Annotated in this window: 27 protein-coding genes and 4 pseudogenes; 18 read left to right on the top strand and 13 right to left on the bottom strand. The window is 57.2% G+C overall.

The annotated features are described in order from the left end of the window. Window positions 1-56: 56 nt before the first annotated feature. The 6 genes from NDI76_RS22455 (at window position 57) to NDI76_RS22430 (ending at window position 4,135) form a co-directional block, all read left to right on the top strand. The gene (locus tag NDI76_RS22455; protein ID WP_310926387.1) at window positions 57-518 is read left to right on the top strand and encodes a hypothetical protein; all 462 of its coding nucleotides are present in this window, start codon (window positions 57-59) and stop codon (window positions 516-518) included. Beyond that, on the top strand, window positions 487-897 hold the full coding sequence (locus NDI76_RS22450; protein WP_310926386.1) for a hypothetical protein: 411 nt from the start codon (window positions 487-489) through the stop codon (window positions 895-897). Before NDI76_RS22455 ends, NDI76_RS22450 begins: the two co-directional genes overlap by 32 nt. Further along, complete coding sequence (locus NDI76_RS22445) at window positions 884-2,326, top strand: adenine nucleotide alpha hydrolase family protein (RefSeq protein WP_310926385.1); 1,443 nt, start codon at window positions 884-886, stop codon at window positions 2,324-2,326. The genes NDI76_RS22450 and NDI76_RS22445 overlap by 14 nt, the downstream gene beginning before the upstream one ends. 191 nt (window positions 2,327-2,517) lie before the next feature. Further along, on the top strand, window positions 2,518-3,009 hold the full coding sequence (locus NDI76_RS22440) for a TIR domain-containing protein (RefSeq protein ID WP_310926384.1): 492 nt from the start codon (window positions 2,518-2,520) through the stop codon (window positions 3,007-3,009). 3 nt (window positions 3,010-3,012) lie between these two features. Beyond that, the gene (locus NDI76_RS22435; protein ID WP_310926383.1) at window positions 3,013-3,444 is read left to right on the top strand and encodes a hypothetical protein; all 432 of its coding nucleotides are present in this window, start codon (window positions 3,013-3,015) and stop codon (window positions 3,442-3,444) included. After that, complete coding sequence (locus NDI76_RS22430; RefSeq protein ID WP_310926382.1) at window positions 3,437-4,135, top strand: TIR domain-containing protein; 699 nt, start codon at window positions 3,437-3,439, stop codon at window positions 4,133-4,135. Before NDI76_RS22435 ends, NDI76_RS22430 begins: the two co-directional genes overlap by 8 nt. Before the next feature lie 36 nt (window positions 4,136-4,171). Here NDI76_RS22430 and NDI76_RS22425 read toward each other — a convergent pair whose 3' ends face one another. The 4 genes and pseudogenes from NDI76_RS22425 to NDI76_RS22410 all read right to left on the bottom strand — a co-directional run bounded on the left by NDI76_RS22425 (window position 4,172) and on the right by NDI76_RS22410 (window position 7,747). Then, a complete protein-coding gene (locus NDI76_RS22425; RefSeq protein ID WP_310926381.1) occupies window positions 4,172-4,633 on the bottom strand; it encodes a hypothetical protein in 462 nt (153 codons plus the stop codon). A 276-nt stretch (window positions 4,634-4,909) separates the two neighbouring features. Beyond that, on the bottom strand, window positions 4,910-5,809 hold the full coding sequence (locus NDI76_RS22420; RefSeq protein WP_310926380.1) for a DNA-binding protein: 900 nt from the start codon (window positions 5,807-5,809) through the stop codon (window positions 4,910-4,912). Window positions 5,810-6,645: 836 nt separating this feature from the next. After that, window positions 6,646-7,151: pseudogene (locus NDI76_RS22415) on the bottom strand (PIN domain-containing protein). Beyond that, complete coding sequence (locus NDI76_RS22410) at window positions 7,148-7,747, bottom strand: DUF7437 domain-containing protein (RefSeq protein ID WP_310926397.1); 600 nt, start codon at window positions 7,745-7,747, stop codon at window positions 7,148-7,150. Before NDI76_RS22410 ends, NDI76_RS22415 begins: the two are co-directional and overlap by 4 nt. Before the next feature lie 301 nt (window positions 7,748-8,048). On the opposite strand from NDI76_RS22410, the gene NDI76_RS22405 reads away from it, so the two are divergent. From NDI76_RS22405 to NDI76_RS22395, 3 genes are all read left to right on the top strand, one after another. Then, window positions 8,049-8,576, top strand: a complete 528-nt coding sequence (locus NDI76_RS22405; RefSeq protein ID WP_310926379.1) for a hypothetical protein — start codon at window positions 8,049-8,051, stop codon at window positions 8,574-8,576. Between the two features lie 110 nt (window positions 8,577-8,686). Then, window positions 8,687-9,199 (top strand): DUF7342 family protein, encoded by a 513-nt coding sequence (locus tag NDI76_RS22400; protein ID WP_310926378.1) that lies wholly within the window; start codon window positions 8,687-8,689, stop codon window positions 9,197-9,199. A gap of 686 nt (window positions 9,200-9,885) precedes the next feature. After that, window positions 9,886-10,980 carry a CAP domain-containing protein gene (locus tag NDI76_RS22395; protein ID WP_310926377.1) on the top strand — a complete coding sequence of 365 codons (1,095 nt, stop codon included), beginning with the start codon at window positions 9,886-9,888 and terminating at the stop codon, window positions 10,978-10,980. A gap of 60 nt (window positions 10,981-11,040) precedes the next feature. On the opposite strand, the gene NDI76_RS22390 is transcribed toward NDI76_RS22395, so the two are convergent. The 6 genes from NDI76_RS22390 to NDI76_RS22370 all read right to left on the bottom strand — a co-directional run bounded on the left by NDI76_RS22390 (window position 11,041) and on the right by NDI76_RS22370 (window position 15,979). Then, complete coding sequence (locus tag NDI76_RS22390) at window positions 11,041-11,331, bottom strand: DUF8069 family protein (RefSeq protein ID WP_310926376.1); 291 nt, start codon at window positions 11,329-11,331, stop codon at window positions 11,041-11,043. Between the two features lie 168 nt (window positions 11,332-11,499). Beyond that, entirely contained in the window at window positions 11,500-11,934 is a 435-nt protein-coding gene (locus NDI76_RS22800) for a toxin-antitoxin system TumE family protein (protein ID WP_425498415.1), read from the bottom strand. A gap of 8 nt (window positions 11,935-11,942) precedes the next feature. Beyond that, entirely contained in the window at window positions 11,943-12,476 is a 534-nt protein-coding gene (locus NDI76_RS22385; protein ID WP_310926375.1) for a DUF7342 family protein, read from the bottom strand. A 137-nt stretch (window positions 12,477-12,613) separates the two neighbouring features. After that, entirely contained in the window at window positions 12,614-13,057 is a 444-nt protein-coding gene (locus tag NDI76_RS22380) for a DUF8030 family protein (protein ID WP_310926374.1), read from the bottom strand. A gap of 553 nt (window positions 13,058-13,610) precedes the next feature. Further along, window positions 13,611-14,033 (bottom strand): saccharopine dehydrogenase NADP-binding domain-containing protein, encoded by a 423-nt coding sequence (locus tag NDI76_RS22375; RefSeq protein WP_310926373.1) that lies wholly within the window; start codon window positions 14,031-14,033, stop codon window positions 13,611-13,613. After that, window positions 14,030-15,979 (bottom strand): copper-translocating P-type ATPase, encoded by a 1,950-nt coding sequence (locus tag NDI76_RS22370; protein WP_310926372.1) that lies wholly within the window; start codon window positions 15,977-15,979, stop codon window positions 14,030-14,032. Before NDI76_RS22370 ends, NDI76_RS22375 begins: the two co-directional genes overlap by 4 nt. A gap of 24 nt (window positions 15,980-16,003) precedes the next feature. Here NDI76_RS22370 and NDI76_RS22365 point away from each other — a divergent pair, with 24 nt between their 5' ends. Continuing rightward, window positions 16,004-16,231: a hypothetical protein gene (locus tag NDI76_RS22365; protein WP_310926371.1), complete on the top strand. Its 228-nt coding sequence runs from the start codon at window positions 16,004-16,006 to the stop codon at window positions 16,229-16,231. Between the two features lie 262 nt (window positions 16,232-16,493). Here the strand turns inward: NDI76_RS22365 and NDI76_RS22360 are convergent, their stop codons facing one another. After that, a complete protein-coding gene (locus tag NDI76_RS22360) occupies window positions 16,494-16,691 on the bottom strand; it encodes a heavy-metal-associated domain-containing protein (protein ID WP_310926370.1) in 198 nt (65 codons plus the stop codon). A gap of 131 nt (window positions 16,692-16,822) precedes the next feature. Here NDI76_RS22360 and NDI76_RS22355 point away from each other — a divergent pair. Together NDI76_RS22355 and NDI76_RS22350 are read left to right on the top strand one after the other, a co-directional pair. Then, window positions 16,823-17,421, top strand: a pseudogene (locus tag NDI76_RS22355) (winged helix-turn-helix transcriptional regulator). Window positions 17,422-17,544: 123 nt separating this feature from the next. After that, window positions 17,545-18,624 (top strand): hypothetical protein, encoded by a 1,080-nt coding sequence (locus NDI76_RS22350; protein WP_310926368.1) that lies wholly within the window; start codon window positions 17,545-17,547, stop codon window positions 18,622-18,624. A 217-nt stretch (window positions 18,625-18,841) separates the two neighbouring features. Here NDI76_RS22350 and NDI76_RS22345 read toward each other — a convergent pair whose 3' ends face one another. Further along, window positions 18,842-19,495 (bottom strand): hypothetical protein, encoded by a 654-nt coding sequence (locus NDI76_RS22345; RefSeq protein WP_310926367.1) that lies wholly within the window; start codon window positions 19,493-19,495, stop codon window positions 18,842-18,844. Between the two features lie 484 nt (window positions 19,496-19,979). Here NDI76_RS22345 and NDI76_RS22340 point away from each other — a divergent pair, with 484 nt between their 5' ends. After that, on the top strand, window positions 19,980-20,573 hold the full coding sequence (locus NDI76_RS22340; protein ID WP_310926366.1) for a helix-turn-helix transcriptional regulator: 594 nt from the start codon (window positions 19,980-19,982) through the stop codon (window positions 20,571-20,573). A 246-nt stretch (window positions 20,574-20,819) separates the two neighbouring features. On the opposite strand, the pseudogene NDI76_RS22335 reads toward NDI76_RS22340, so the two are convergent. After that, window positions 20,820-22,135 (bottom strand): annotated as a pseudogene (locus NDI76_RS22335) (permease). A gap of 491 nt (window positions 22,136-22,626) precedes the next feature. Between NDI76_RS22335 and NDI76_RS22330 the strand changes: the two are divergent. The 5 genes and pseudogenes from NDI76_RS22330 to NDI76_RS22310 form a co-directional block, all read left to right on the top strand. Beyond that, window positions 22,627-22,947, top strand: coding sequence for a hypothetical protein (locus NDI76_RS22330; RefSeq protein WP_310926365.1), 321 nt, complete (start codon window positions 22,627-22,629; stop codon window positions 22,945-22,947). A 219-nt stretch (window positions 22,948-23,166) separates the two neighbouring features. Further along, complete coding sequence (locus NDI76_RS22325; protein WP_310926364.1) at window positions 23,167-23,361, top strand: SHOCT domain-containing protein; 195 nt, start codon at window positions 23,167-23,169, stop codon at window positions 23,359-23,361. A gap of 95 nt (window positions 23,362-23,456) precedes the next feature. Beyond that, complete coding sequence (locus NDI76_RS22320; RefSeq protein WP_310926363.1) at window positions 23,457-23,873, top strand: DUF302 domain-containing protein; 417 nt, start codon at window positions 23,457-23,459, stop codon at window positions 23,871-23,873. Window positions 23,874-23,878: 5 nt separating this feature from the next. Next, window positions 23,879-24,232: an SHOCT domain-containing protein gene (locus NDI76_RS22315; protein WP_310926362.1), complete on the top strand. Its 354-nt coding sequence runs from the start codon at window positions 23,879-23,881 to the stop codon at window positions 24,230-24,232. A gap of 454 nt (window positions 24,233-24,686) precedes the next feature. Next, window positions 24,687-24,731 (top strand): annotated as a pseudogene (locus tag NDI76_RS22310) (hypothetical protein); the annotation flags it as partial. Between the last annotated feature and the right edge of the window lie 51 nt (window positions 24,732-24,782).

The following is a 24,782-nucleotide window of genomic DNA, read 5'->3' as shown; positions in this document are numbered from 1 at the left end:
ACGGTGGAGACAGGAAAGTCAATTAGTATTATAATACAGACGGTCAATGTGATGGTATGGGAACAGCAACCCGGAACCGATCCGGGGCATCTAACGCTGACTATGAAGATGCGAAACGTGATTTAGCTGATGCTGCGGGTGATAAAAATGCTGCCAAGGCCAGTGAAATCTATTTCAAGATGATTCTGGCTGCTCAACCAAACGGCGCAGCCAAAGTTCCAGCTTATTTAGCGGTCCGATATGGCTCTGAATTCATAATCAAAAGCCACCAGGACGGTGTTGAGTCCGCTACTAAGGAGGTCGGTTCCTCAGTGGTAAAGGAGGTCGTTGCAGCTGGTGCCTCTGAAGCTGTCGTTGAGCAAGCTTCAAAAGAAGCCGCCACTCGAGGTCTTGCAAAGGGATCTCAGGGAACAGACCGAGCCTTCTCAGGGTCCGCAGAACGAGCAATGGAAAGTGCGATGGGTGACATCATGACCGAAGGAGCTGATGCTCTTGAACGACACCGAGATTCAAAATAACATTGACGAGTTCGTAGAGGCGCATGGCGTTGAAGGATTCTTCCGGGTATATTTCCGGGAGTATCTCTTTCAACTGCTCAACGAGGAAATTGAGGCAACTACAAATGATCCCGAGTTAGACTCCGCTCTCCAACTCCACTTCAGCCAAAACGTCGAGACTGATCATGAGTTAGAAGAATTTGAGGAGCAACTACGAGATCAGTGTGCCAACCGGGCAGATGAGCTGGTCGAAAAAATACAGGACCAGCCGGAACTGACTCCAATTTTCGAAGATGCTGATGTGGAGCTACTAGAGCACGAGGATGTAGAGGAAATGATTCGGAATACTATGCACGAGATGATTGAGGCGTGGGGGGACGAAGATCTTGAAGGGAACTAAGCGATTCCTGATTAAGTCCGAGACTGGATCGAATCTTAGCGAAGCAGACTCGGACTACACGATTGTCGTCGACGATTATCGAACCAAGACTGAAACAGAAGGCGGTCGTCTAATCAAGTACAAGAAGAGGGTCCTCAGCGACCTGTTCGGACAGAGCCCTCCTCCAACAGTCACGGCGTTGGTTGAGCTCGCACTCGGTACGTATGCTGCAGATCGTTTGGTGAAGCGAGGGCCCACTGGTGCGAAGGATGACGGGGAGGAAATGCTGAAATCACGGCAGATACAGATCTTGTACCCTGTTGTCGACGTGGAGAAATGGCAACCATTGGAGTCTGAATTGAATCACGCTGTTAGCTTCATCTCGCGTGACAATTTCCAGTATCGGTTCATCGATGCTATCGACGAGAATCAGTCTATTGATGAGGGTGCGGGTGGACATTGTGGTCAACTGCCTGAGACTGATTCTGTCGCGCTCTTTTCTGGCGGCTTAGATAGCTTGGGTGGCCGATTTTACCTCGCTGATGAAGGGCGCAATCCACATTTTGTCAGCGTGGATCATGGCCGAAACGTCGGTCATCTAGTGCGAAATTTTGACCATCTCTTCGATGGTAATCTGATCTCAATAGGTGTCGACGAGGAGTTCTCTGCATATGAAAATACGCAGTTCACTCGATCATTCATGTACTTCGCCTTCGCCGCCGCTGTCGCGGTAGCCCTCGATGTTGATGATATCTTCGTTCCTGAGAATGGTGTCCTGTCGCGGTTCTCCTCGCTGGGATCTGGCTGGACGACGACTCGCACAGTCCATCCGCTGTTCGTTAAGAGCTTGAACCGAATTTTTGACGAACTCTTTCCGGACCGTAAAGTGCAAATCAGCAATCCGTTCATTGACTACACAAAGGGAGAGGTCGTCAACTGCATCCCAAACAAAGAGGATATTTTCTTTACTCGAACTTGTCCACATCCGCGTGAATTGTCACAAAAAAAGGACGCTGCCGGACACCCCTACAACTGTGGCGAATGCATTCCTTGTCTTATTCGTATTATTGGTCTAGTTAACAGTGAACACAATATACAGCCAGACGGGTTGCTATTAGACAAGAACTATTTCTTGGATTTCGACTTTTCGACCGTGAGTGCAGAGACGATTGCTCAATCCGATCAGAGTCGACAATCTAGTTTGTCGGTGTTTTTGTTAGGTTTGAACGCCCATCTCTCGTTTGCGTACCGTGTTCAGACTTCAACCCAAAAGGAACTGGTGTCATCTAACCCTGAGCTTCTTGACTCAGATATCTATGGGCTCTATGAGGGGTTTAGCAAAGAGATGTTCCGGACTGTGGAGTTCTTCGCCGCTGAAAACCCGACGCTGGAAGACTACGTTACAGAGTTTCTTTCCCTAGAGGACGAGGAACTCGACTGCCTGAATTAGACTGTGGACAACGAACGTTTGATGATTTGGAGGACGGACCGTTATAGAATCAAATTGAGCACCACTTCTGAAATACCTTTTAAACACAAGTCAAAACTGTAAACATGAAAAACGGTGTGTGACCAATAGAGATGTGAAAATACCGTAGATATATGGCAGTTGGATATTATCTCTGAACCAAGAGAATAGTCATGGTCAGGAGGGTATTTTTCAGCTTTCACTACGAGCGCGATCATTGGCGAACCAACCCAGTACGGAATAGTTGGGTTACCCAAGACAACCGAGAGGTAGCTGGGTTCATTGATGCCGCCGAGTGGGAGGAAATAAAGAGGGGAGGAGAAGATGCGATCGAACGCTGGATCGACAAACAGATCCACAATACCTCGGTCACTGTCGTCCTAATCGGCAGTGAAACCTACAACCGCGACTGGGTAAACCGCGAAATCGAAAAAAGCTACAACCGGGGTAACGGCCTGCTCGGTATCTACATTCATAACATCGAAGATAAAAACGGGAGAACCGCTAGAAAAGGAAAGAATCCGCTTGACAGGTGGCATATCACCGAGAACGGCCGGAAAAAATATCTTTCTGACATCTTTGAAACCTACCACTGGAAACGTGACGACGGCTACAACAATCTCGGAAGTTGGGTCGAGAAAGCTGCTCAGATAGCAGGCCGGTAAACTATGTCGTCGGACAACGGCTTCCATCAAGAATTGGAGCACATACAGAACATCATCGATAGGCAGGCATCCAACTCATTCAAGATCAAGGGCTGGACAGTTACCTTGGTGGTTGTCGCACTCCTATTCCGGACGAATAACTTCCAGCTATTTGCCGCTTTTATTCCTCTCATCGGGTTCTGGTACCTTGATGCCTACTACCTGAGACAGGAGAGAAAGTTTCGGAAATTATTCGACTGGGTTCGGCTCAACCGCGACGATACTGACGAGCACCTATTTAACATGGACCCATCTCGGTTCGAGGACGAAGTCGATGGAACCACTCAGCTGATGACAACCAGATCCATGTTCACATTTTACGGCACGATCGCCGGACTACTCATCATTTACACAGTAATCCTGATCTGCATTAACGGAGGGGAAATCTTTGGTTAGAAGAGTCTTCTTCAGTTTCCACTACGGCCGAGACGTATGGCGAGTGAACCAAGTCCGAAACAGTTGGGTGACCAGCAACGACCGTGAAGCAGCAGGGTTCTTCGATGCCGCAGAGCAGGAGAAAATCAAACGAGCAACTGATGAGAAGATCCGGAGATGGATCAACGGACAGCTCCACGGTACCTCTGTCACAGTCATTCTCATCGGTAACGAGACTGCAGAGAGAGACTGGGTTCACTACGAAACCAAGAAGAGCATCGAAAGAGGAAACGGCATCGTCGGTGTGAAAATCCATTCTCTGAAGGATAAAGAAGGCAGTACCGACTTCAGCGGGACAAACCCATTGAAGAAATTCGTTGTCGAGGATGGTAACCATGTGCGTACGCTATCCAGTATTTTCTCGACCTATGACTGGAAACGAGACAACGGTAGAGAGAACATCAGCGAGTGGGTTGAGGAAGCAGCAGAGATTGCTGACAGTCTCTCCCGTGAGCAGCAGAACACGGTTCGACGCCGAGAATCGATCAGAGATGGACTCAATTCAGACGTAGGGGCGGTTATCTTCCTGCTCATCACAATCGCCATCCTGATCGACGAATACACCGACATCAATCTACGAGATTTGATTGACGTCTCCAAGCTCCAGCAGCAGTCGCACCAATCCGATCCGTTCTCAGATCACGAGTTTTAGATCAGACAACGATTATCGAGGGCTCCAGATATGAGACTAATATCCGCAATCCACACACTCCCATCGGAACCCCTCGCTACGTCTCTTATCACTAACCGGCTCCTGTAAAGAACCACATCGAAAGCACTCCTTGAAATTGTCGTCCGGAAATGCTCCCTCAAACTCTTCGATGCAGGACTCTAATTGGAATCTTCTCGTGGATTTTCTGAACCACTTATTGGAGTCCAAGATCCTCTTATCTAGCTCATCAGCTTCCTTCCGCCAATCTGCTAATGACTCTAAGAACTCGTCAGTGGTGGTGCTCTCTTCAAGATCGTCGATACAATCTTGTACCGCCTTCCGCTTAAGCTCTGGCTCGGCACGTTCACGTGCTGCATCCCAGCTCCCTCTGTAGAAACTGTCCTGCTGTTGCTTGATTTCCTGTGGTTGGCCTTCCAGCTCGTCAACTTTCTCACGCCACTCTCGGAGAAGAGCGTCTACAGCGTCCGATTGACTCATAGCCGCAATTGAGTACTCAACTGAAATAAGAACTAGGAGTGAATATACGCCTGATCAACTTTTCTCTGCTTCCATCGAAATCAGGACGCCGAGGATAGGTCGGCGCCTCACCGCTTCAAGTGCAGAAAGACTGTCTTTCGACAGGAGTCTCCTTGAATCACTGACCTACCTAAGGTTGTGGCTGCGCGCGCAGCGAAGCGAGCACGGAGCGGAGGGTGGGGCGGTGGGGTCTGGGTCGGTCCGGCACGTAGCAAAAAAAGAAAGCCGCATACACTGCTATGCTTCCCACCACCGACCGCGCTCAGGGAAGTGAACGGTGCTCCACCCAGTCAGGGCCACGGAGACGCGCCCGTTGTACCAGTTCTTCGCCGCTCCGTGAATGCGAACGCGCTCGCCCTCCTCAATCCACGGCTGGTCGCTCGCCACCCAGCTGGTGAACTTCGTTTTCCCGCTCTCGTCTTCGATGAGTCCCACTTGGGAAATCGCTGAACTTGACGGTTTCCACAACGTGGTCACAGTCCCCTTGATGCTCACCTCCTTGCGATTGACGTCCTCGAGCTCCTCGATGGGAACCACCTGCCCTGGCGCCGTCTGCAGCTCCTCGAACACCCCGACGACCGCGCTCATCAGGTCTTTTCCACCGACGACAGCTTTACCCAGCCGCCGCCCGATCGCTGCTCGCGACCAACCATCCAACTTCTCCGCCAGCCGTATCGACTGCGTGTTTACCGCCGCCAACTGCTCCTGCGAGAGTTCTGCACGAGGATCGTCTCGCTCCGGATCAGCCCACGGGTCCACGCTCGCCGCGCGCTTCTGGAACTCAGCACGCCGCTCAGCGCTCCGCTTCGCTGCGATATCTCGCGTCCGCTTCTCCCGACCATCTTGCGTACCCAGCTCTGCTTTGGCACTGATGCGCTCCAGCTCAGCTTCCCGCGCCCGCATGCGCTCTTCCTGTTCGAGGGTCGCACCGTAAATCCGATCGTCACTGGTGTCGATCATCCCGTCCGGGTGATTCGCATCCACCTTCGCCTGCGTCTCCATCTGCACCGTCGCCTGGAATTCCGGCGTTTCGTCGACGACCTCGAAGCCGTCCTCGTCCACCGCCGCTTCGTCCGCGTTCTCGAATGCCTGTTCATCGACCGAAACTACTTGACTGGTAGCGTTCTTACTTGACATTGGAACTCACAGGTTCCTGAAGGCGCTCACGCGCCCGACACCGCGATGCTACGACATCGCGGTTCTTCGCACCACAACGACCGACAGACCCATCTATGCGCTCTCGCTCGCGCCTTCGCGAGCGCCCCCTGGGGCGCGAGCGAGAGCGCTCAGAAGAGAGACGCTCAACCAGCACCGCGCGCCGACCCGCCCGGAGCGAGCGTCCAGCGGGATATGCCCGCTCGTGTCCGGCCCGATCCGCGGGTCCGTGTCCAGCGCGACTGTCGTCGAGCACGCGCGCCGCGGTGTGGCGCGCGCCAGCGCAGGCGGCACGAAGCGCTGGAACGCGAAAGCCTGCAAGGGGCGCAACCGACGGGCATACCCGCTGGCGTCGAGGGCACATTCATTTTAGCCCGGCAGCCCGCCCGCCACTGCAGGCAGGCAGCCCGGAATGGTCAGTCGCGAGCGACGCGGAGGTCCCGTGAACAGAGTGAGCGGGACGTCGGTGAGCTTTGCTCACCGGAAGGCGGCAGCGGCGAGCGGGGCGGGCCGGTACGTACACACCTGTCCAGCCAGCCACGTCGCTCGGTGAGCCAGCTACAATCCTGGCGGACTTAGAAAGGGCGAGGCCGCCTCGGTCGTCCCCCGACCCCACAAGCACCGCGGGCACGAGGCGCACAGCGGCGTCCTCGTGAGCGGGGTTCCTGCGAGTGGAACGAGCGGGAGCACGGAAGACGAGCGGAGCGAGTCTTCAGGAGCGAATGAGGGCCAGCGAGACTTCGTCTCGCGCGATCGCGGAACGTCGAGCGGCCGAGGGCTTTCGAGTTCCTCTCTCACCGACTCAGACTAGAAATCGGTCAGCTGTCACCGGCGACCAGATCCTCGATGAACCGGAACCCGTTCACGAATGTTACCGAGTCACCGTACCCCTCGCTCGCGAGTACGGTTTCAGCCCCTTCACCGGCCGCGATATCGGTCGTGTAGATGCAGACCTCGCCGTCCCCGCGCTCAGATGCTGGCCAGCTAGCGCAGCAAGGGCCGCGTCGGCACGTTCAACCTCGTCGGCTGGTCGGTCGTCGGCGTTCGCGATGTACCGCTGGACCCCGTCCATCACCCGCGAGACGACCGGTTCGGAGAACTCGAGCGGCGCCGCAACCGTCGCCCAGTCCTCGTCGATCGCGGTGTCAATCGGCATTTCCTCAACGTCGGGGTCGTCGACGGTCAGCTCCCCGTACACCCGTTCGGGCAGGACGAAGGTGATGTCATTTCGGCGAGCGAACCGCCGAACGGCCTGGTACCGACTGTTCGAGGGCTGTCCCATCGCGACAAACAGGCCGGTGTCGGCGATGTGGAGCCGGCTCACGCGTCGTCAGCTGCGTCGCCGTCGTCGATATCCAATTCGTCGAGTCCCGTCCCTGCTTCTTCGATGTCGTAGTGTTCGTGAACGACGGGGTGAAGCGCCTGCAGAATCATCTCCGCGGCTAGCGGCGAGATGTCGAGGTCCTCGGCCATCAGCCGGTGGGTCACCTCGCCGCGCTCCCGAGCGACGGCGTAGGTGAGTGCGGTCGCGAGGCCGGCGACGCCGTGCCGGTCGATGTACGTGTCGATATCGTCATTCGTCTCGCGGCGGCCGACGGCGTCGATGAGCGCCGGCGTGATCGTATACTCGCGGTCGCCGGCGGCCGTCGTCACAGTCAGGTCGATTGCCCGGGCGGCGTACCGGCGGGGCTGCTCATCGTCAGTGACGTCGACGACGCCGGCGTCGACGAGCCGGTTGACGTAGCTGTAGGCTGTCCCCTGGGCAAGTTCGAGGTTGTCCATTACGTCTTGGACGGTCGCTTCCCTCTCTCGGGCGAGGTACGCATACAGCTGGGCGAGCTGTGGCTCTTCGAGGAGATCGGCGACCGAGAGGAAGTCTCGGATGACATCGCCGTTGGTTCGGTTTGAGGTCCGTGACATGGGCAACGAGGTGTTTACAGTTTACAGAGAATTGGTAAAGAGTATTGCGGTCAATCAGCCAAAGGGTGAGAGCGTCTCGATCATCGGGAGGCTCCGTTTCCCGAGCTCACCGCGCGAAGCGCCGTGAACGTCTCCCGACCCCGCAAGTGTCCGACTCCTCGGTCGCGGCATCCTCCCTATCTCTCGGCAGGCGTTCTCGAACATCTCATAGGACGATCAGCATCCTCGTCAGGGCGTCTTCCACCGATCACCAACATACGCCCCAATAGAAATTTATACTAAGATTATATATCTGTGTTATATGTCTGGTGTATCCTCCAAATTAAACAAACAGCGAGTAAAGCACGACCTTCATGGCGAGGAGGTGGGACGGCGTGGTTCATTCTACTGTGACTTCTGCAATACTAAAATGTCCATCGAGGAACCAATCATGTATGATATCGCCAGAATACACGATATGGCGCACTTAGAATTACTGGTGGACCTTCCAGATGGATGGTCACTTGACGCTGCTCGGTGCCAGAACTGCGAGGTTGAAGGTATTATACCTGAAACCGATGGCTGGGAGGAAGCAGTGGTCATACTTTCGGTCAACGAGTCAAACGGAGTCCTCAGCGTTGACACACGTAGCCTCACCGTCGTTGACTACTCCCCGGGCGAAGAGGGAGAGTACCCTCCACCGATACAACCGGCCTTCCTGAGTCGACAAGGTGCATCCATGTCCCGATGGGGTTTCCTCAAAAGCGCCGTCGAGACAACCGAGGTAGATAGTAGGCCGATTCAAGTCTACAGAGACATGTTAGAAGAACTGGAAGGCGAGACCGACTAAGGAAGTTTGAGCCTCTCGGCGCCGCACAGGTCCTATAAAACATCAATCTCCGTCCTAGACTATTTCTCCGACCTAGTGGATATATGTTCCAGCAGTTCGTAGGTCTTGGTATGCCAGCCAACGAAGAAGAGAACCGCGACAATCGGACACGAGGAGAACGAGTCCGGAGTGCCGGTCGGACACTCCACCACCCTCGGTCAGCGTCTTGGGTAGCCGACGAAACAGGTGTCTCCACGAAAACCGCTCAGAAATACCTTGACCAGCTCGTCGAAGACAACGTCCTTCGAAAAACCGACCGAGGAGACCAAACGCTGTACTGTATCGATCAACTCATGGCGAAATACCGAGAGGTAGCAGAACTCCAGCGAGCCCACTCCCGCGAAGAACTCACCGATGCCCTTGAGACCATGCGGAATAAAATCACAGACTGGAAACAAACGTACAGCGTAGAGGCACCTGGGGAACTCAGAGCAAGCATCGCAGACGTTGAGAATGCAGCAGAGAGTGAGACTCGGCGTGACATCGCGAAAGAATGGGAACACCTCACCAACCGCATCCCAGTAGTGAGAGCCGCACTCAACGAATACGACTGGGCTGACGACCCAGACCCGATCTCGGCGTGAACACATGGGGCTCTCAGGCGACATCGATAGGCAAGTCTACCGGGAATTGAAAGACATCCTCCAACGATACCCCACCGTCACTGCAGTCACGTACGAACCTGATAGCATAATCAAGACCTCGATACGTGCGACAATAGACTCCGACCGGGTTAGCTCTCCGACTGGCCCCCAGTCACCAACTCTCGATGTCGAGTGGCGATTCGATAAAGAGGGACAACAGTATCGCATTCACTACGCAGATCCGAATACAGGACTCAGTTGTGGGTGGCATCGTGACGATGACCACCCCGATCTCGGTCCAGTCCACTTCCAATACTCTCTAGCAGACTCCGAGGAGACACATCATAGGCCAGCGGAGATAGAGGCGAACGTCCCTTCAGAAATCCTGTGGGAAACACTTGATACCCTCTTCTCTGAGACTCTCCCCCAATTGACTTCCAGTCAGAATCGCTAGTCCTCGAAACGAGGGCGTCTTCTATAGTAGCGTCTGCAAGTCATCACACACTCGGCTGCGCGACGGCATGCGGCCGGATGAGTACACAGTTGCAGACGCTATTATAATGTGTCTCTGCTCGACGTCAACGGTATCTGTCGCGTTTCTCTTTCGGTGACTACAGGCCAGGATCAATTGCGGTCTCTCTCAACCGAACATTCATATCAAAGAAGACTACATTCTCTGTATCAATATGGGAGCGAGGGAATGCCACTACTGCGGGACGAGTCTCGAAGAAGAAGGACTCAGCACCCGCTGTAACTACTGTCGCGAACGAGTCTGTGGCGACCACCGACTCCCCGAAAAACACGACTGCCCCGGCCTCTACTACCAAAAACAATCCACCGACTCAACTCGCAAATCCTCTTCGCGGCGACCAAGCAGGTCACGGACGCCTCCGAAACCCACGTTCGGGCAGTCAAAGAAAACAGGCCAGAGCCGCCCCTCTCGAACACGGCATGCCTCGGGGTCGTCGAGAGCAGCTGGGAAGACCCCCGAAAAAACGGGTATGAGGGGACCTGATGTCAATGCCGATGGGAGCATTAAACCCCGGTCGCACCAGACCCCAGAGAAGCCCTCGTTCGACGAAGCAGGCTCGAAGTCGCCAGTGGTGACTCGTCGTCGAATCATCGGTGGTCTCTTCACAACACTTCTCGGTGCCATCGGCGCCGCCCAAACCGGCGTGATCGACTCCCCGATCAATCTCTCTGGTGTCGACATCCCGAATCTCAATACTGGCGGACAGGGCGGTGAGACCAGCGGTGGTGCATCGACGTTGACGACCGAAGCAAGCGAAACTGGCAGTGGTGGTGAGGGATTATTCGGGGAAGACCTCGACGCTCAACGGGTTCAAGAGTTCGTTCACGACGCCGTGAACGCACGGCGGTCCGAAGAAGGCGTCAGTACCCTCCAGTACAGCGCAGACTTGCAGGAGGTCGCCGTCTCCCATTCTGAGGATATGGCTGAGGATGAGTATTTCGCGCACGACTCTCCAAGTGGTGAGACAATGGAAGATCGCTACGAGCAGTTCGGTATCGACTGTCGACTCAGTGGGGAGAACATCGCGCAGACGTGGTACAAAGAACGCGTCCGAACCGATGACGGCGAACAGTATTACGATACGAACAAGGCCCTCGCTGAGGGGATTGTGACGCAGTGGATGAACTCTCCGGGGCATCGAGAGAATCTGCTTCGAGACCGATTCAGCAAGGAAGGCATCGGGATCGCCGTCGTTGAGGTTGATGACGGCACGAAGGTTTTCGCCACCCAGAACTTCTGTGGGTCGTAACCCCGTGACTTCACATCAAGAGCGCATCACAGAAGGTACAGCCAGCAAGTGTCTGTTGCATCACTCTCCTCCCTCGTCGGTGTCGTGAGCGGCAGTCCAGCCCCGATGGAAGAGTGCGAGTTGGAGAATCGAGTCGAATGCTTCGTCGCTTGGCTCGTGGACGAGAACGCGTTCGTTGGGGATGGGAATGACGACGTCGTCGTCGACGAGGTTGTTGACGAGAGAATGGGCCCTTTCGTCGTCAATATCCGCTATTGCGACGCGGGCGGCATCTCGGTCCTGTGCGACGAGTTCCGCTTCAAACCGTTCGTGGTCGGCTGATGCATCGTCGAGTGTGTCTGTACCGGGCATGGGAATCACGTCGGCGCGAATCTACGCGCCTCGGCCTCTCAGGCGCGGACAAACTGCTCTCTGCTACGTGTTTAACCAACGGTGCAAGGGGGCTATGGTTCTGTGTTGGTTAATTCGCAGCGGAGTGACGAAATTGTTCGCGATATAAGTTCACCTTTGGGACATCCCTTACTCACTCCACAGGGTCGCTATCCGGTCTTCAATTTCGTCGAGGACGAGCCGAAGCACGTCGCGATGGTCGGTCGGCCATGAAGCATCGTCGCCGGGGGTAGGGGCAGCCGGTGGGGGGTGGAAATGGTCTCGGGTGTTGTGAGGGTTGGGATGACGATCCCACCGACATTCCCAGGAGCGGTCTGACTGAACCTCCCGGTAGTGAATTTTGAAGTCGTCGTTCGTGTACCAGCGAACAGTCAGAGTCGTCTCCTCGACGGAGTCCGGATAGTACGATGGCGCGAGTGTCACACGAAGTTCGAGATGGCCGCTCGCGTCGGTGATACGTGCTGTTGCGACCTGGCCCGTTGCTTGGAGACGCGTCCGCAGGAACTCGAGTATCGGGCGATCGATAGGGGCGGGGCTTCCGCCGTCACCTGTGGGCGGCACCATCGGTGTGACTACCCGGATACCTGTTCGGTTTCAGTGCTTGCGCGTTGCTGACGGGCACGTTCGTAGCGTGTTCGCTCCTTGATGGCAGTCGCCCAGTCGCCGAGGTCACCGTACACGTCATCGATTGTTCGGTCGTCGCTCGATTCTGCAGTGGCGACGGCGTCGACAGCCGCTGGCGTCGGAGCACCATACGTATCCTCGTACTCCTCGATCCACGAGCTCAGTTCCCGAACGCGCTGCTGGAGGTCTTCAACGGAGTGGTCGACCGCGAGCTGGTTGATTCGCCGCCACTCGAAGTAGGCGTCGTTGCGCTCGTATGTGGCTGGATGGCCGTCGTGGCGCGTGACGATACCGAGTTCACTGAACCAGCCCAGATATTTCCGAGCAGTTTTCGAGTCACAGTCGGCGACGTTGGCGATGGCGCTCGCTGTTGTCGGCTCACGAGTCTGGAGAATCGTCCCGTAGATGCGTTGCTCAACATCGTCGCCACGAAACGCATCCTCGAAGGAAGGCGGGCCGTCTGGAGACTCGCTATTGGACATACTTGTTCTTGCGTGGCACAGGATATAGTTCTTACTTCGGGGAATAGTTTCCTGACTTTGTGCGGGGTGGAATCCACCAACTGGCCACAATCTTAACCAACAGACGTTATGGTCTTATGCTATTGTTGGTTAAGACATCACTCCTGAACTCGCAGCTTCCGAACTGGCATCACCTGGAATTTGTCGGGGTCGCCAACGACGCCATGCTGACCCACACCACAGCCCAGTGACGACCGCTGTGTGAGTCGGTTGACCAACTCCTCACGAACCGCTTCACGGCTGACTGTCGTTTCGTGCCAGCCGAGACGCTCGTCGAAATACCGCTTCTGGAACCGCTGGCCGACGTCGTCGACGGCGATGAACTGTGTTCGCTTCACGCCCGCTACGCTCGTCGAGACGAACTCGGCTCCGACGTCTTCGTGGGTGAGTTCGACGAGTGCGCACTCGACAAATGAGACGATGCCAGTCTGACTTCTGTTGTGAGGGAGCGTCAGTTCGAGATCTGTCCGCGATTCTTCGCTCAGTTGCTCCGCCTGCTCGCTAGAGAGTCGTGATTGCTGTTGCTCGTGTTCAGATGACACGGTTGTTGAGTGGGGTGCCTACGACAGCCCCCTCGTCCCTCTCGGGGGCGACAAACTCCATCGCGGATCGCATCACCACCCTGTGAGTGAATTCTGATATATCGGCTAGAAACAGTTGTCGTTTGATGGCCTCTCGGCCGGAGAGACCCAGCGGCGTTTGCACCGGTGTACCCTAGTCTTCCTTTGGATAATTTGGGAGGTGCAGAGAGGGATAAAACACATTCAAATTTGTTTATAGTGTCGTCGGGCGGTTTTCAGGCAGTAATGATCCCCTCGACGAACTACGAAATACGGTGATTGGTGAAAATTGTGCTTGACGAGGTGGTGAAACACTCGGATTCGAGAGTATAGTGGTCTCATAGTGTGCGGACCTGAGCAGTATCCAATCAAAGTACCTGGTGGCTCGTTTGGTGTTTCTGCAGATGATATCCCTGTACTCCCGAAATCATGCGATAAGAGCTCTGAAAAGTGCATGACGTGATTTCAGGCAGAGTTGTGCCCTTCTTTCATAGAATCATAGATAATCTGGCAGTTTTGTGTGGGGGGGTTAGGACTAGACTGATGTCGTGGAAGACAGAGATACCTGGTGCGAGTCCGACACTTGGTATCGCTGTCGTACCGTTGTCTCGCGTAAAATCGTAGAGTTATTCGACCTTGCGGAAGAACTCGTCCGCGGCTGTGATGTCGATCTAATCGATTCCCGTTCCAGACACGCCTCGACGAACGTCGTCCCCGACTGATCTACGCACATTACGACTTGGTCAAGATCTTCGAGGACACGAGCGTACGAATCCGTCTCCTGGAAGTCGAACGCGACACCAGAGACGTGGTCGCCGAACTTGCTGGCGACGGCGTTCGCTTTGGTCCCGTCGCGACCAGCAATAATCACTGCGCTCGGATCGTCAGGCGCAGTGGCCAGTTCTTCTGCAACCGTGCGACCGACCGATCCGTAGCCTCCGACGATCAGCGTCGTCATGGCGAGAGATCGACTCCCCGGAGTCGGCGGGCATTGATCGCGACGATGATGGTCGACAGCGACATGAACACGGCACCGATGGCCGGCGACAGTAGAATCCCGATGGGTGCGAGGATTCCTGCAGCGAGTGGCAGCGCGAACACATTGTAGTCGGTCGCCCAGACGAGGTTCTCCTGCATCTTCCGGTAGCTCGCCTTCGAGAGCTTGATAAGACGGACCACGTCGAGAGGGTTGTTGTCGACGAGGATGATGTCGCCCGACTCGATGGCCACGTCGGTCCCGGAGCCGATGGCGATGCCGACGTCAGCCCTGGTGAGCGCTGGGGCGTCGTTGACGCCGTCACCGACCATCGCGACCAGTTTTCCCTCGGACTGGAGCTGCTCGACCTTGGTGTCTTTCTCCTCGGGCAGGACTTCCGCGAAGTACTGGTCGATGCTGAGTTCCTCGGAGACGGCCTTCGCGACGTCTTCGCTGTCGCCGGTCAGCATCGCCACCTCGATGCCCATCCCGTGCAGTGCCTCGATGGCCTGTCTGCTCTCTTCCCGAATGACGTCCGCCAGCGCGAACCCCGCGACGACCTCGGATTCGTCGTGAATCAGGTAGATAACCGTCTGTGCGTTCGAGCCGGCTTCCTCGGCGAAGGCAGTGATGTCGTCGGGGCGGTCGATATCGAGTTTTTCGATCAGGTTGGGGCCACCCAGATGAACTGTCTCGCCATCGACTGTGGCTCTGACGCCGAGACCACGGAGGTTCTCGAAGCTCGAGACCTTCGCCCGTTTGATGTCACGTTCGTCGGCGGCGTTCCGGATGGCGCGAGCGATCATGTGTTCGGAGTCACCTTCGACGCCCGCCGCAACCTCGAACGCCCGCTGTTCGTCCCAGTCGCCTGCCGTCTCGACTCCGACGACGCCCTGTTCGACCTTCGTGAGCGTCCCGGTCTTGTCGAACATCACCGTATCGAGATTTCGGGCCTCCTCCATGGCGATGCGGTCGCGGATGAGCATCCCGTTCTGGGCAGCAGTGGAGGTGTTGATCGCCACTACAAGCGGGACGGCCAGACCGAGTGCGTGCGGACACGCGATGACGAGAACCGTCACGACGCGTTCGAGTACGCCGATGTTGAACCCGACCGCGACGACCCACGCAACGGCCGTAATCGCTGCGACGCCAAGTGCCACGTAGAACAGCCAGCCGGCCGCCCGGTCGGCCAGCAGCTGCGTGCGGGATTTGGACTGCTGGGCCTCGTCGACGAGTCGCATGATACCCGCCAGTGTCGTCTCGTCACCGGTCTTCGTGACGCGAACGCGGAGGCTGCCGTCCTGGTTGGCCGTGCCAGCGACGACGTCCGACCCGGGTTCCTTATCGACAGAACGAGACTCGCCGGTGATCATTGATTCGTCGACTGAGGACTCCCCCTCGACGACTTCCCCATCCGCAGGTACACTCGCACCCGGACGGACGAGAACGATGTCGTCCTCGCCGAGTTCGGAGACAGGAACCTCTTCCGTGTCCCCACTCTCGGTGACGCGCTCGGCGATGTCGGGCATGAGTTTGGCCAGTTCGTCGAGCGCTCCGGACGCCTGCCGGACCGACCGCATCTCCATCCAGTGGCCCAGCAGCATGATGTCGATCAGCGTGACAAGTTCCCAGAAGAACGGCGTCGTTCCCTCGAGGAACAGGCTCGCAATCGAGTAGACGAACGCGACCGTGATCGCCAGCGAGATGAGCATCATCATCCCCGGCTCACGGTTTTCGAGTTCCGTTCGGGCCATCGAGAGGAACGGCACCCCACCGTACGCGAAGACGATTACCGAGAGGACGGGCGTGATCCAGACACTACTTGGGAACGTCGGCGCAGTGTAGCCGAAGACGTCCTGGATGAACTCGCTGAAGAAGATGACTGGTACCGAGAGGACGAGCGACACCCAGAACCGTCGGCGGAACATCCCTTCGTGGCCCGTGTGGTCGGTGTGGACCCCGTGCTCCTCGTGTGGACCCTCTTCGTGACCGTGCGCACCGTGGTCGTGTTCGTGGACTGCTTCTCCGTGCTGTGCGTGTTCGGGTTCGGTTTGGCGGTGCCCGTCCTCGATTTCGTGCTCGTGATGCGCGTGTTCGTCCGAGTGCTCGGATTCCGTGGTGCCCTCATCCGCCGTAGTGTGTGCTTCGTGCTCCGGAGGAAGGGAATGCTGCTCGGATGACGCGTGGGCTGTTGCTCGCCGTTCCGAATCTGCTTCTAACTGGCAAATTCGACAACAGTAGACAGATCTGTCGGATTGATTCGAAGGTTGTGGCTCCGCGGAGGGGGTTCCGGAATGCTCGTGATCTGGATGGTTGCTCATGGCGTGGGTGTTGGTGCCGTCTCCCATTATATTGTCCAGGCCCTGATACTGCGCGGTGACATCGAGAGGGTTGGAATCGAACGAGAACGGCGGGGCGTTCGTCGGTGTGTTCCGGCGTGTCTCAGGCGTGGGCGGTGTAGCCAGCGTCCTCGACGGCCTGGACGAGTGCTGTGAGGTCAGCATCGCCCTCGACGCTCGCCTGTTCGGCTTCTCGATTGGCGGTCGCGTCGGTCACGCCGCTCACCTCTCGAAGTGCGTCTTCGACTGTCTGTTCACAGTGGCCGCAGGACATGCCCTCGACGGTGATGGTTGTCGACATACAAGAACACCTACGTTCCCCTTTCTTATGCGGATTTTCCCTTCGATATAGTGGGTGATGACCAATCCAAAGCTTGGACACTAACCAGTATCCGCTGAGATGCTTTCGTCGATTGTCGCCGTTGGTCCACTATGCGCGACCTCGACGAAACCAATCCCGAAATACTCCAGATCCTGATGTCGAACGCTCTCGACCGTACAGTAATATCGCGGACATCGTCGGTCTCTCGGCACCGGTCATGTCGGATCGGGTGGCGAGACTGCAGGAGAGGGGCATCATCAACCGGTTCACGCTCGACGTCGACCGCTCCCAACTCCGGAAGGGCATTCCCGTGTTGCTGACGCTGGATGTTACATCGGATGGGCCGGGAGTCGCGTCAATCAAAGATCTCCTGCTCAACGAGGGAGCGGTCGAACACGTATTCACCACTGCTGAAGCCGATCTGGTCGTCTATGCGCGAGTGCCGGACAACGATGTTGCGAGTTGGCTCGACGACACGCTCGAAGACGGAGCAATCGCAGATTTCGGAGTAACGCTTCTAGCAGGCGCTGATTGGTCGCCCGATCTCGGCGGGACGGAGTTCGCGCTCACCTGCGTTCAGTGCGGGAATACGGTCGATACCGAGGGGACAGCGACCCGCATCGACGGGGAGTTGTATCAGTTCCGTTGTCCCTCGTGTGAATCCCGGTTCGAGGAGAGATACGAGGAACTTCAGCAGGGAGCCGATTGATTCGATAGAGACTCGCCAGATTGGTTTGGGTTCGAAACGGCTGAGTCCGCCAGCTCGACTGACGTAACACGGGGTCGTATTTCAAACGCCGATTGTAGCCAACCCAGTTCTTTTTCCACTGAAGTGAACATCCTTTTCGAAATGAATTCTCGTCGAGTCCTCCCGTTCGCGCTTTCTGCGCTGGTGATCCTCGTCATCGTCGGTGCGGCCGTCCCCGTCACTGCCAGTCCCGCTCCGGTGTCGGCCTGTCCACCGTGTGGTGATGGCTTCGTCCGCGCAGCAGCCTCGCATGGACTTGCGACCGAGGCCCGTCACGGTGAGGCAACAGTCCGGGTCCACGACAACGGGTCTGCGACCTGGACGGCTCGTGTCGTCCCGACGAACGAGTCCGTGTTGGACCGCCTTGCAGCGAACGAATCACTCGCTTGCGCGGTCGCCGGCGACAGTTTCGGCGTTCGATACGGCTCCGGCATCGAACACGAGCTACTCGCTGCGGACGCCGTCAACGGAACGTTCGTGGTCTGGTACCGGACACTCGGTGTTGTTCGAGAGAGCGTCTTTGGGACGCAGACGCTCACGTACTTCCGCGATTCCCCCGGCGCGTACGTCTACACCGGCCTCGGTGCCGACGAGTTGACGGTAGTCGCACCAGAGGGGATGACGATCGCCAGTGGATTCGGCACCGTCGAAGGTAATCGGATGACGGCAACAGAACTCCCCGACGCGAGAGATGGTCCCTTCGTCGTGTTTGCATCCACGGGTAGCATCACGCCCGGCTTGCTCGGTATCTTCGCAGTGACCAGCGCGCTCGCCGGGGTCATCGTCCGGAATTTCCTGCTGTTTGTCGTCGTACTAGGGAGTGTTCTCGTCGGTGGAATCGCAGGAATGAGACGGTTCACCGACTCCGCCACGGGTCGAAGACCCGCTCTGCTCGGATGGGGAGTGGCCGGTAGCGGCGCGTTACTACTCCTCGGCACGCTCGTCACCGAGGCAGACATCCTCTCGGAGCTCACAGGAAACCTCCTCGCGGGCGGTGTCGTGTCCGGTTTCCCGGGAGCGGCGGTCGCACTGCCAGACGAGGCGAGACCGAGCACAGCTGCCCCCGCGAGCACGGCACCGTGTCTGAGAACTGTTCGCCGGGATCGTTGGGTAGTATTGCGTGTCATTATCACACAATCCTCCGCCCATAATGTCAACGGCTGATGACAAATATGTCTGGGTCTTCGGGGAGGGCCACATCGACACAAAACGAGACTGGTACAAACCAGCCGACAGAACGAACCACACATCGGACGTCTGACCGTCGAATTTTCGCTGTTAGGCACGGCTACGAACCGAACAGCATCTGCCCCTGTGGAAGATGAAATCTCCTGCAGAGGGCTATGAATTCATCCGCTTCGGGGGCACTCATCACCAGCTGTTAGCTCTCGATTCGAATATCGTGCTGGGTCGTGATGAGCGTCCCGTCCGGTTTCGACTGGAGGAACAGCCGGTACCGGCCAGGAGTTGGGAACTGCGCGCCGAATACGACTCTACCGCTGTCGGGACTCGTCTCTTCGGGGTGGACGTGCAGATAGGCGAGATCACCCTCACGGAGCGCAACGAGATGGCCGAGTGCGCCGAGATACGGGTCCAGACGCGACACGGGCCCATCTTCACTGCTGATTTCGAATGCTAACTCGACCGACTCGCTGGCGAGTATCCCGCCAGTACGGAGTTCGATATCGTATCCGTCTGTCGTTGCACGGTATGAGGTATCTGGGCGCGGCGCAACCTCCATCGGACCGGGGACAAAGAGATCGAATCCGAGCGTCGTCGGTCGACTGTCGACGACTAGGTCGACGAACGCCCTGTAGACACCGGGATCGGGGAGGGAGAATTCCCCAACACGCCACGTTCCATCGGCGTTGAGCATCGGATGGAGGTGCTGGAATCGGGTCAGATCCCGACGGACGACGATCAGGTGGCTGCGCTGTCCGTGAGCCTCGTCGAACTCGGTTACGATATCACCGTTCGACGTGACGATCTGAAAGCTCCAGTCCGATGGGTCGCCTGGAGTGAAGCGCGTGTCCATCGGTACGAAGCGAAGTCGTTTGCGTCCACCGACAGTCCACCCAGTGAAGCGTGTCCGCCAAGGCTGTATCCCTCGGGTTGACTGTGGCGATCGTGGCTAGAGTGATCCTCCATAGAGTAGAGATGGTCTGGTGCGGATTTACCGATTACTACGCTGAGTGTCAGATATGCGTTCTCAACCGATTCGTCGATCCGCAGCCGGATCACAGTCGAGAGATCGGCCCGCTGGTATCGATTACGGAGTCGACGTGGCGGTCTCAGATTCGAGCCGCTGTTTGAAGAACACGAGTTCCTTGTGGGTGTGGTCGTAGAGTTTGGCCTTCCCGTCCAAAACGGACGTGAACAGCCACTTCAACGCTCGACCTCGACGAGTGTTCGGGAAGTCCATCCAGACTCTTCTTGTCTCGGTCAATCAAAACTGGTACACCGATGTCTCGCCAACTCTCGGGCATGATCGAGTATCACGATATATCGAGGTGGGATGGATGAATCGACGGCGAGCCGATGCAGTCGTCGGTCTCCTCGTCGCTGCCGTCGTTATCATCGGCGGGGTACTCAGCTGGCAAGCGTACCAGCAACAGCAGGCCTTCGAGCAGATGGGATCGATGATGGGCACGTCGATGGGGACGGTTCACGGAACGAACCCGCTCTGGTACGTCCTTGGAACCCTCCTCATCTCGGCTGTCATCGGTGGGGGGTATCTCGCGGTCCGGGACGACCTCACCAGCACAGACGTAAACGTCCGCTCACAGCATGAGATGGCGGTTCCGACCGACCCTGAGATCGCCGAATCGTCGGAGGGGACCACCCAACCAGATGGGTCCATCAATCCAGAATCTCAGCCACAGGCTCGCGTGTTAGACCTCCTTCCGGAAGACGAACGCCGTATCCTCGAACCAGTCCTATCCTCGCCCGGCATTACGCAGATCGAACTGCGGGATCGCTCCGACTTCTCGAAGAGCAAGGTAAGTCAGACGGTCAGCGCCCTCGAGAAGCGCGGATTGTTGTATCGTGAACGGCAGGGGCGGACGTATCGAATCTATCCGAGTGACGACTTGCAGCAGAATCAAGCGCACTAGCAATCGCTACCGCGAACTAGAACCGTTTGGTACCATCGCCATCGGTGCTGAACTCGAGACGAGCTACGTCCGTGTGACCCCGTTTTCACCAGCCGTGTCTAGATTGCGTGCAAGTTCTATTTCGCCGGGGTCGCGGGGTGTCTGTCCTAGCCGAGGGGTCAGCTCCATCGACGAACTCGTCACCACGATCACCGACTACTGGCACAGCAAAGATGCCGACCGACTAAACGAGAGAGACCGAGAGCGTTAGTCGGCTGTGTGAGCGTGCTCGCCATGCTCCTCATCTCCGATCGAGTCCGAACGGTGCAGCCAGTAGAGGAATAGGAAGAACACCGTTGCGAGGACGTTCAATATCATCTTGTAGTTCATCTCGATCTTTACCTCTGCAATCTGGACGCTCGATGGGTCTGGAATGACCCCCGCCCCGAGGAAGATGAAGTGAATGACAAAGCCCGTGAGCACGGCGGAGACGAAGATCATTCCAGAGAGGATGGCCGCGAATTTCGTGCCGTAGTACTCACGGTACGCGTCCATGATCGGCGGGACGATGAGGTCCGCATAGATGTACGAGAGCACCGATCCGAACGGCAAGCCGTTGGCGTAGAGGACGGCGCCGAACGGGACGTTTCCGACCGAGCAAACGAACGTCGCGACGCCGATGACCGCACCGAGGACTGCCGTCCAGAAGACGTACACTGGGAGTCCGAACGTCGGCCCGGAGAAGACGGAGGTCCAGACGCTCTCGGGAATGAAGCCAGCGATGAGACCGGCAAAGATGAACCCGATGGCGATTTCGTCCCAGAGCATCCCCCACTCCGACCACTGCTTGTCCGCGAGCGCCTTCCAACCCGAGAGGGAGGTCGCCTGCTCGCGGATCGTGGTATTGGCCTCTTCCGGGTCGAAGCTGCCCTTACAGGACTGCGAGCAGAAGTAGTATGTCTGACCGTCGTGTTCAGTCGAGTAGTCGGCCTCCTCGGGGTTGACCTCCATCCCGCAGACGGGGTCCTGCACGGTCGGGGCACCCTCGTCGAGGACGTTTTGCCGGGCCTGATCGATTACCTTGTCAGGAGTAAGGTAAACGAAGCCGAACGCCATCAGGCCGATGAGCATGAATCCGCCGACGAGGTCTGCGACCAGGAACTGCCAGCCCAACAGGATGTAGATCACGATACCGATCTCGATGACGAGGTTCGTCGAGGCGAACATGAACGCCCCGATGGTCGCGGCGGCAGAACCGCCCTTCTTGAAGAGGTTCTTCGCAGTTGCGATCGCGCTGTACGAGCACGACGAGGAGACGAACCCGAACAGCGACCCGTAGCCAATCTCGCGCAGTCCGTGACCGTCAAGGAGGTCCGCGACCTGCTCATTCGAGGTCCAGGCTTCGACGCCGCCGGCGATTGTGAAGCCGATCACGAGCGCCCACCACGTGATCCACGCCATCGCAGCGGTCGTCGTCAGGAACTGGCGCGTGCTCTCGACGAAGAACGGCCACAAGGGACGACACCGAGTGCGACCGTCGCGAGCGCAATGACGGCGAGGATCGCGTATTCCTTTTTCTCCATATAGGATACATGGGGTTCAATCTTTTACAGAGCTTTGGCTAACACTCCATGGGTGAGACAGGGTCGTAATTTTCTGTCCGTAACGTGTTGACGACTGAGATACTAGACTCTGAATCAGCTGGTGAGTTGGACACGGACAGCTACTCCCTCAATCCGCGTTTCGCATGACTCGTGAGGGCGAGATCCTCGTTTCATCAGCACCGTCTTCAATAGCAGTAGTCAGAAAACGTCCCAGCCCATCCATGTACCCATGGCTGAGCTAGATTCGTTAACATTCCAAAGTAGCTCGTCTCACTATCGCTGGCTTCAACCGGTCCATGATGGAGAAGGAGGGCGAACCGAATTCTCATCGAATTCGGCGGCTATGAACGATTCTGTTCCTGAAAAACGATTAGAACACCCTATACACATTCTCGAACGTTCTCCTGCGCGGATTCACACCCATCGCGATAACTCCAGAGGGGTCCTACGACTAATCGAGGAGAATGGCAATGACCAACTTCACCATCGGCCGCTGGCTGCTCGTAGCGCTCGCGATCATCGGACTCGCTTTCGCTGCGCCTGTGGTCAGCGCACACGGCAACGAAACGACCGCAGACGACGCGCCCCCGTACGACGGGACCGCCGACGACTGGGCGGCCTGGATGGAAGACCACATGACCGAGCACATGGGCCCCGGTGCTGTCAAGTGGATGGAGTCGCACATGGGTGTGACCGTCGACGAGATGGCCCAGGACATGGCTGACGAGGAATACCACAATGGGGCTAACGACGACTACAACGGCGGGATGTACGGGCAGAGCCACTGCTGATAGGCCCTGACCGTTTCGATCGCTTCAGCCGAACACCACGATTCACCAACTCAAGATAATGACGCAACTCACCATTCGCATCGGACGCACTGCTCGTCGACTCGCGATACTCTCTGTCCCGCTGCTGGTTGCGGCAACTGGGACGGCTGCTGTCCACAGTAGTGGGAGCTACGGCGGTGGTATGATGGGCGGGAGTAGCTGGGCCTTTTCGGCGGAACGATGGGGCTCTGGGGGCTCCTCTGGATGGGGCTCCTCATCGCCGTCCCCCTCTACATCGGCTATACGCTACTCAATCGAGGGTCCGGCGGGAACAATGAGCAGTCGCTGTCGGTTCTCCGCGAGCGCTACGCCCGCGGTGAGCTCTCGGACGACGCATTCGATCGGCGGCGAAAACAGCTCGAACGTACCGGATGACCGGAACCGCTGCTGTTCCAACCGGTGCACCACACCCCCAACGCTCGCCGTTGCGGCACCCGACCGTTAACCCCGTGGACGGGGTATGATATTCCATGGAATACACAATACAGACTTCAGTCACCGGTGAGTTCGACGACGTCGTCGACACGACGATTGCTGCGCTCAAAGACGAAGGATTCGGCGTCCTCTGTGACATCGACATCCAAGCGACGCTCAAGGAAAAACTCGGCGAAGAGTTCCGCCAGTACCGCATTCTCGGTGCATGCAATCCCCCGCTGGCATACGAGGGACTGACCGAAGAAATCGAACTCGGTGCACTCCTCCCGTGTAACGTCATCGTCTACGAAACCGACGACGGCGAGGTCATGGTGAGTGCCGTCGATCCGCAGCAATTAGTCGGCATCGCAGACAACGACGCGCTCGATTCAATCGCGACCGAGGTCAACGAGCGCTTCGAGCGTGTTCTCTCGGCCGTTACCGACGAACTAGGATCGAAGTCGGAGACCTGATCTCGATGCCTTCACCGAACCAGCTCGACACCACGACCATCGTGCTCCTGATCCTCGGAGCGATCATCTTGCTCCCGTTGCTCACGATGGGGATGGGATTCGGCGGGATGATGGGGTACGGTGGGATAATGGGTCAGTATGGCGGGACTGGTGGATGGTGGCCGCTCGTCGGGATGCTCGTCCCGCTCATCTTCCTCCTTATCCTCCTCGGTGGTGGCTACCTCGTCTTCCGGCGCATGAGCGAAACGCAGACATCTCGAGATCCCGCGATGGAAGAACTCCGCACGGCATACGCTCGCGGCGATCTCACTGACGAAGAGTTCGAAGCCCGCCGCGAGAGACTCGAACAGTCGGAGTAATCGTCTCGACCACCAACTCCCGCGTTACTCACGTCCGCTTCCCTTGGATTCCGAAATCTGTGACCCTCACAGCTTTCGGATGTGAACAGAAATGTGATAAAGGTACAAGACCATACTAGCTACTATGACGGAAGTACTCCTCTTCACGCAGGAGACGTGCGGGGCGTGCGCAACGCAACGAGAGAAAAACGAAGGCATCGAAGATGCGTATCCGGATGTCGAATTTCGCGAGGTCGACATCTAGACCGATCTGGAGACGGCCGAGGAGTACGGCGTCCGAAAGACACCAACGACGCTCGTGTATGCGAACGGGGAGCGGACTGACGAGTTCATCGGCATCGTCGACCGGGACGAACTGGAGGCGGCTATCGAACGTGCAGACCAGCAAGCGACCGGACTCACGCAACGACTCGCCAGCATCGTACGCAGATGACGGAAACCAAACAATCAAATAATGAACTACAGTAGACGCCAGTTCCTGGGAGCACTCGGAGCCAGCACAGTCGCGACGGCGGGACTCGCTCGGCCAATCACTGCCCAGGAGACGCCC

The organism is Halogeometricum sp. S1BR25-6 (assembly GCF_031624495.1).
GTDB lineage: Archaea > Halobacteriota > Halobacteria > Halobacteriales > Haloferacaceae > Halogeometricum > Halogeometricum salsisoli.
Note: the sequence above shows the minus strand (reverse complement) of the source record. Positions and strands in the feature narration are given on the sequence as shown.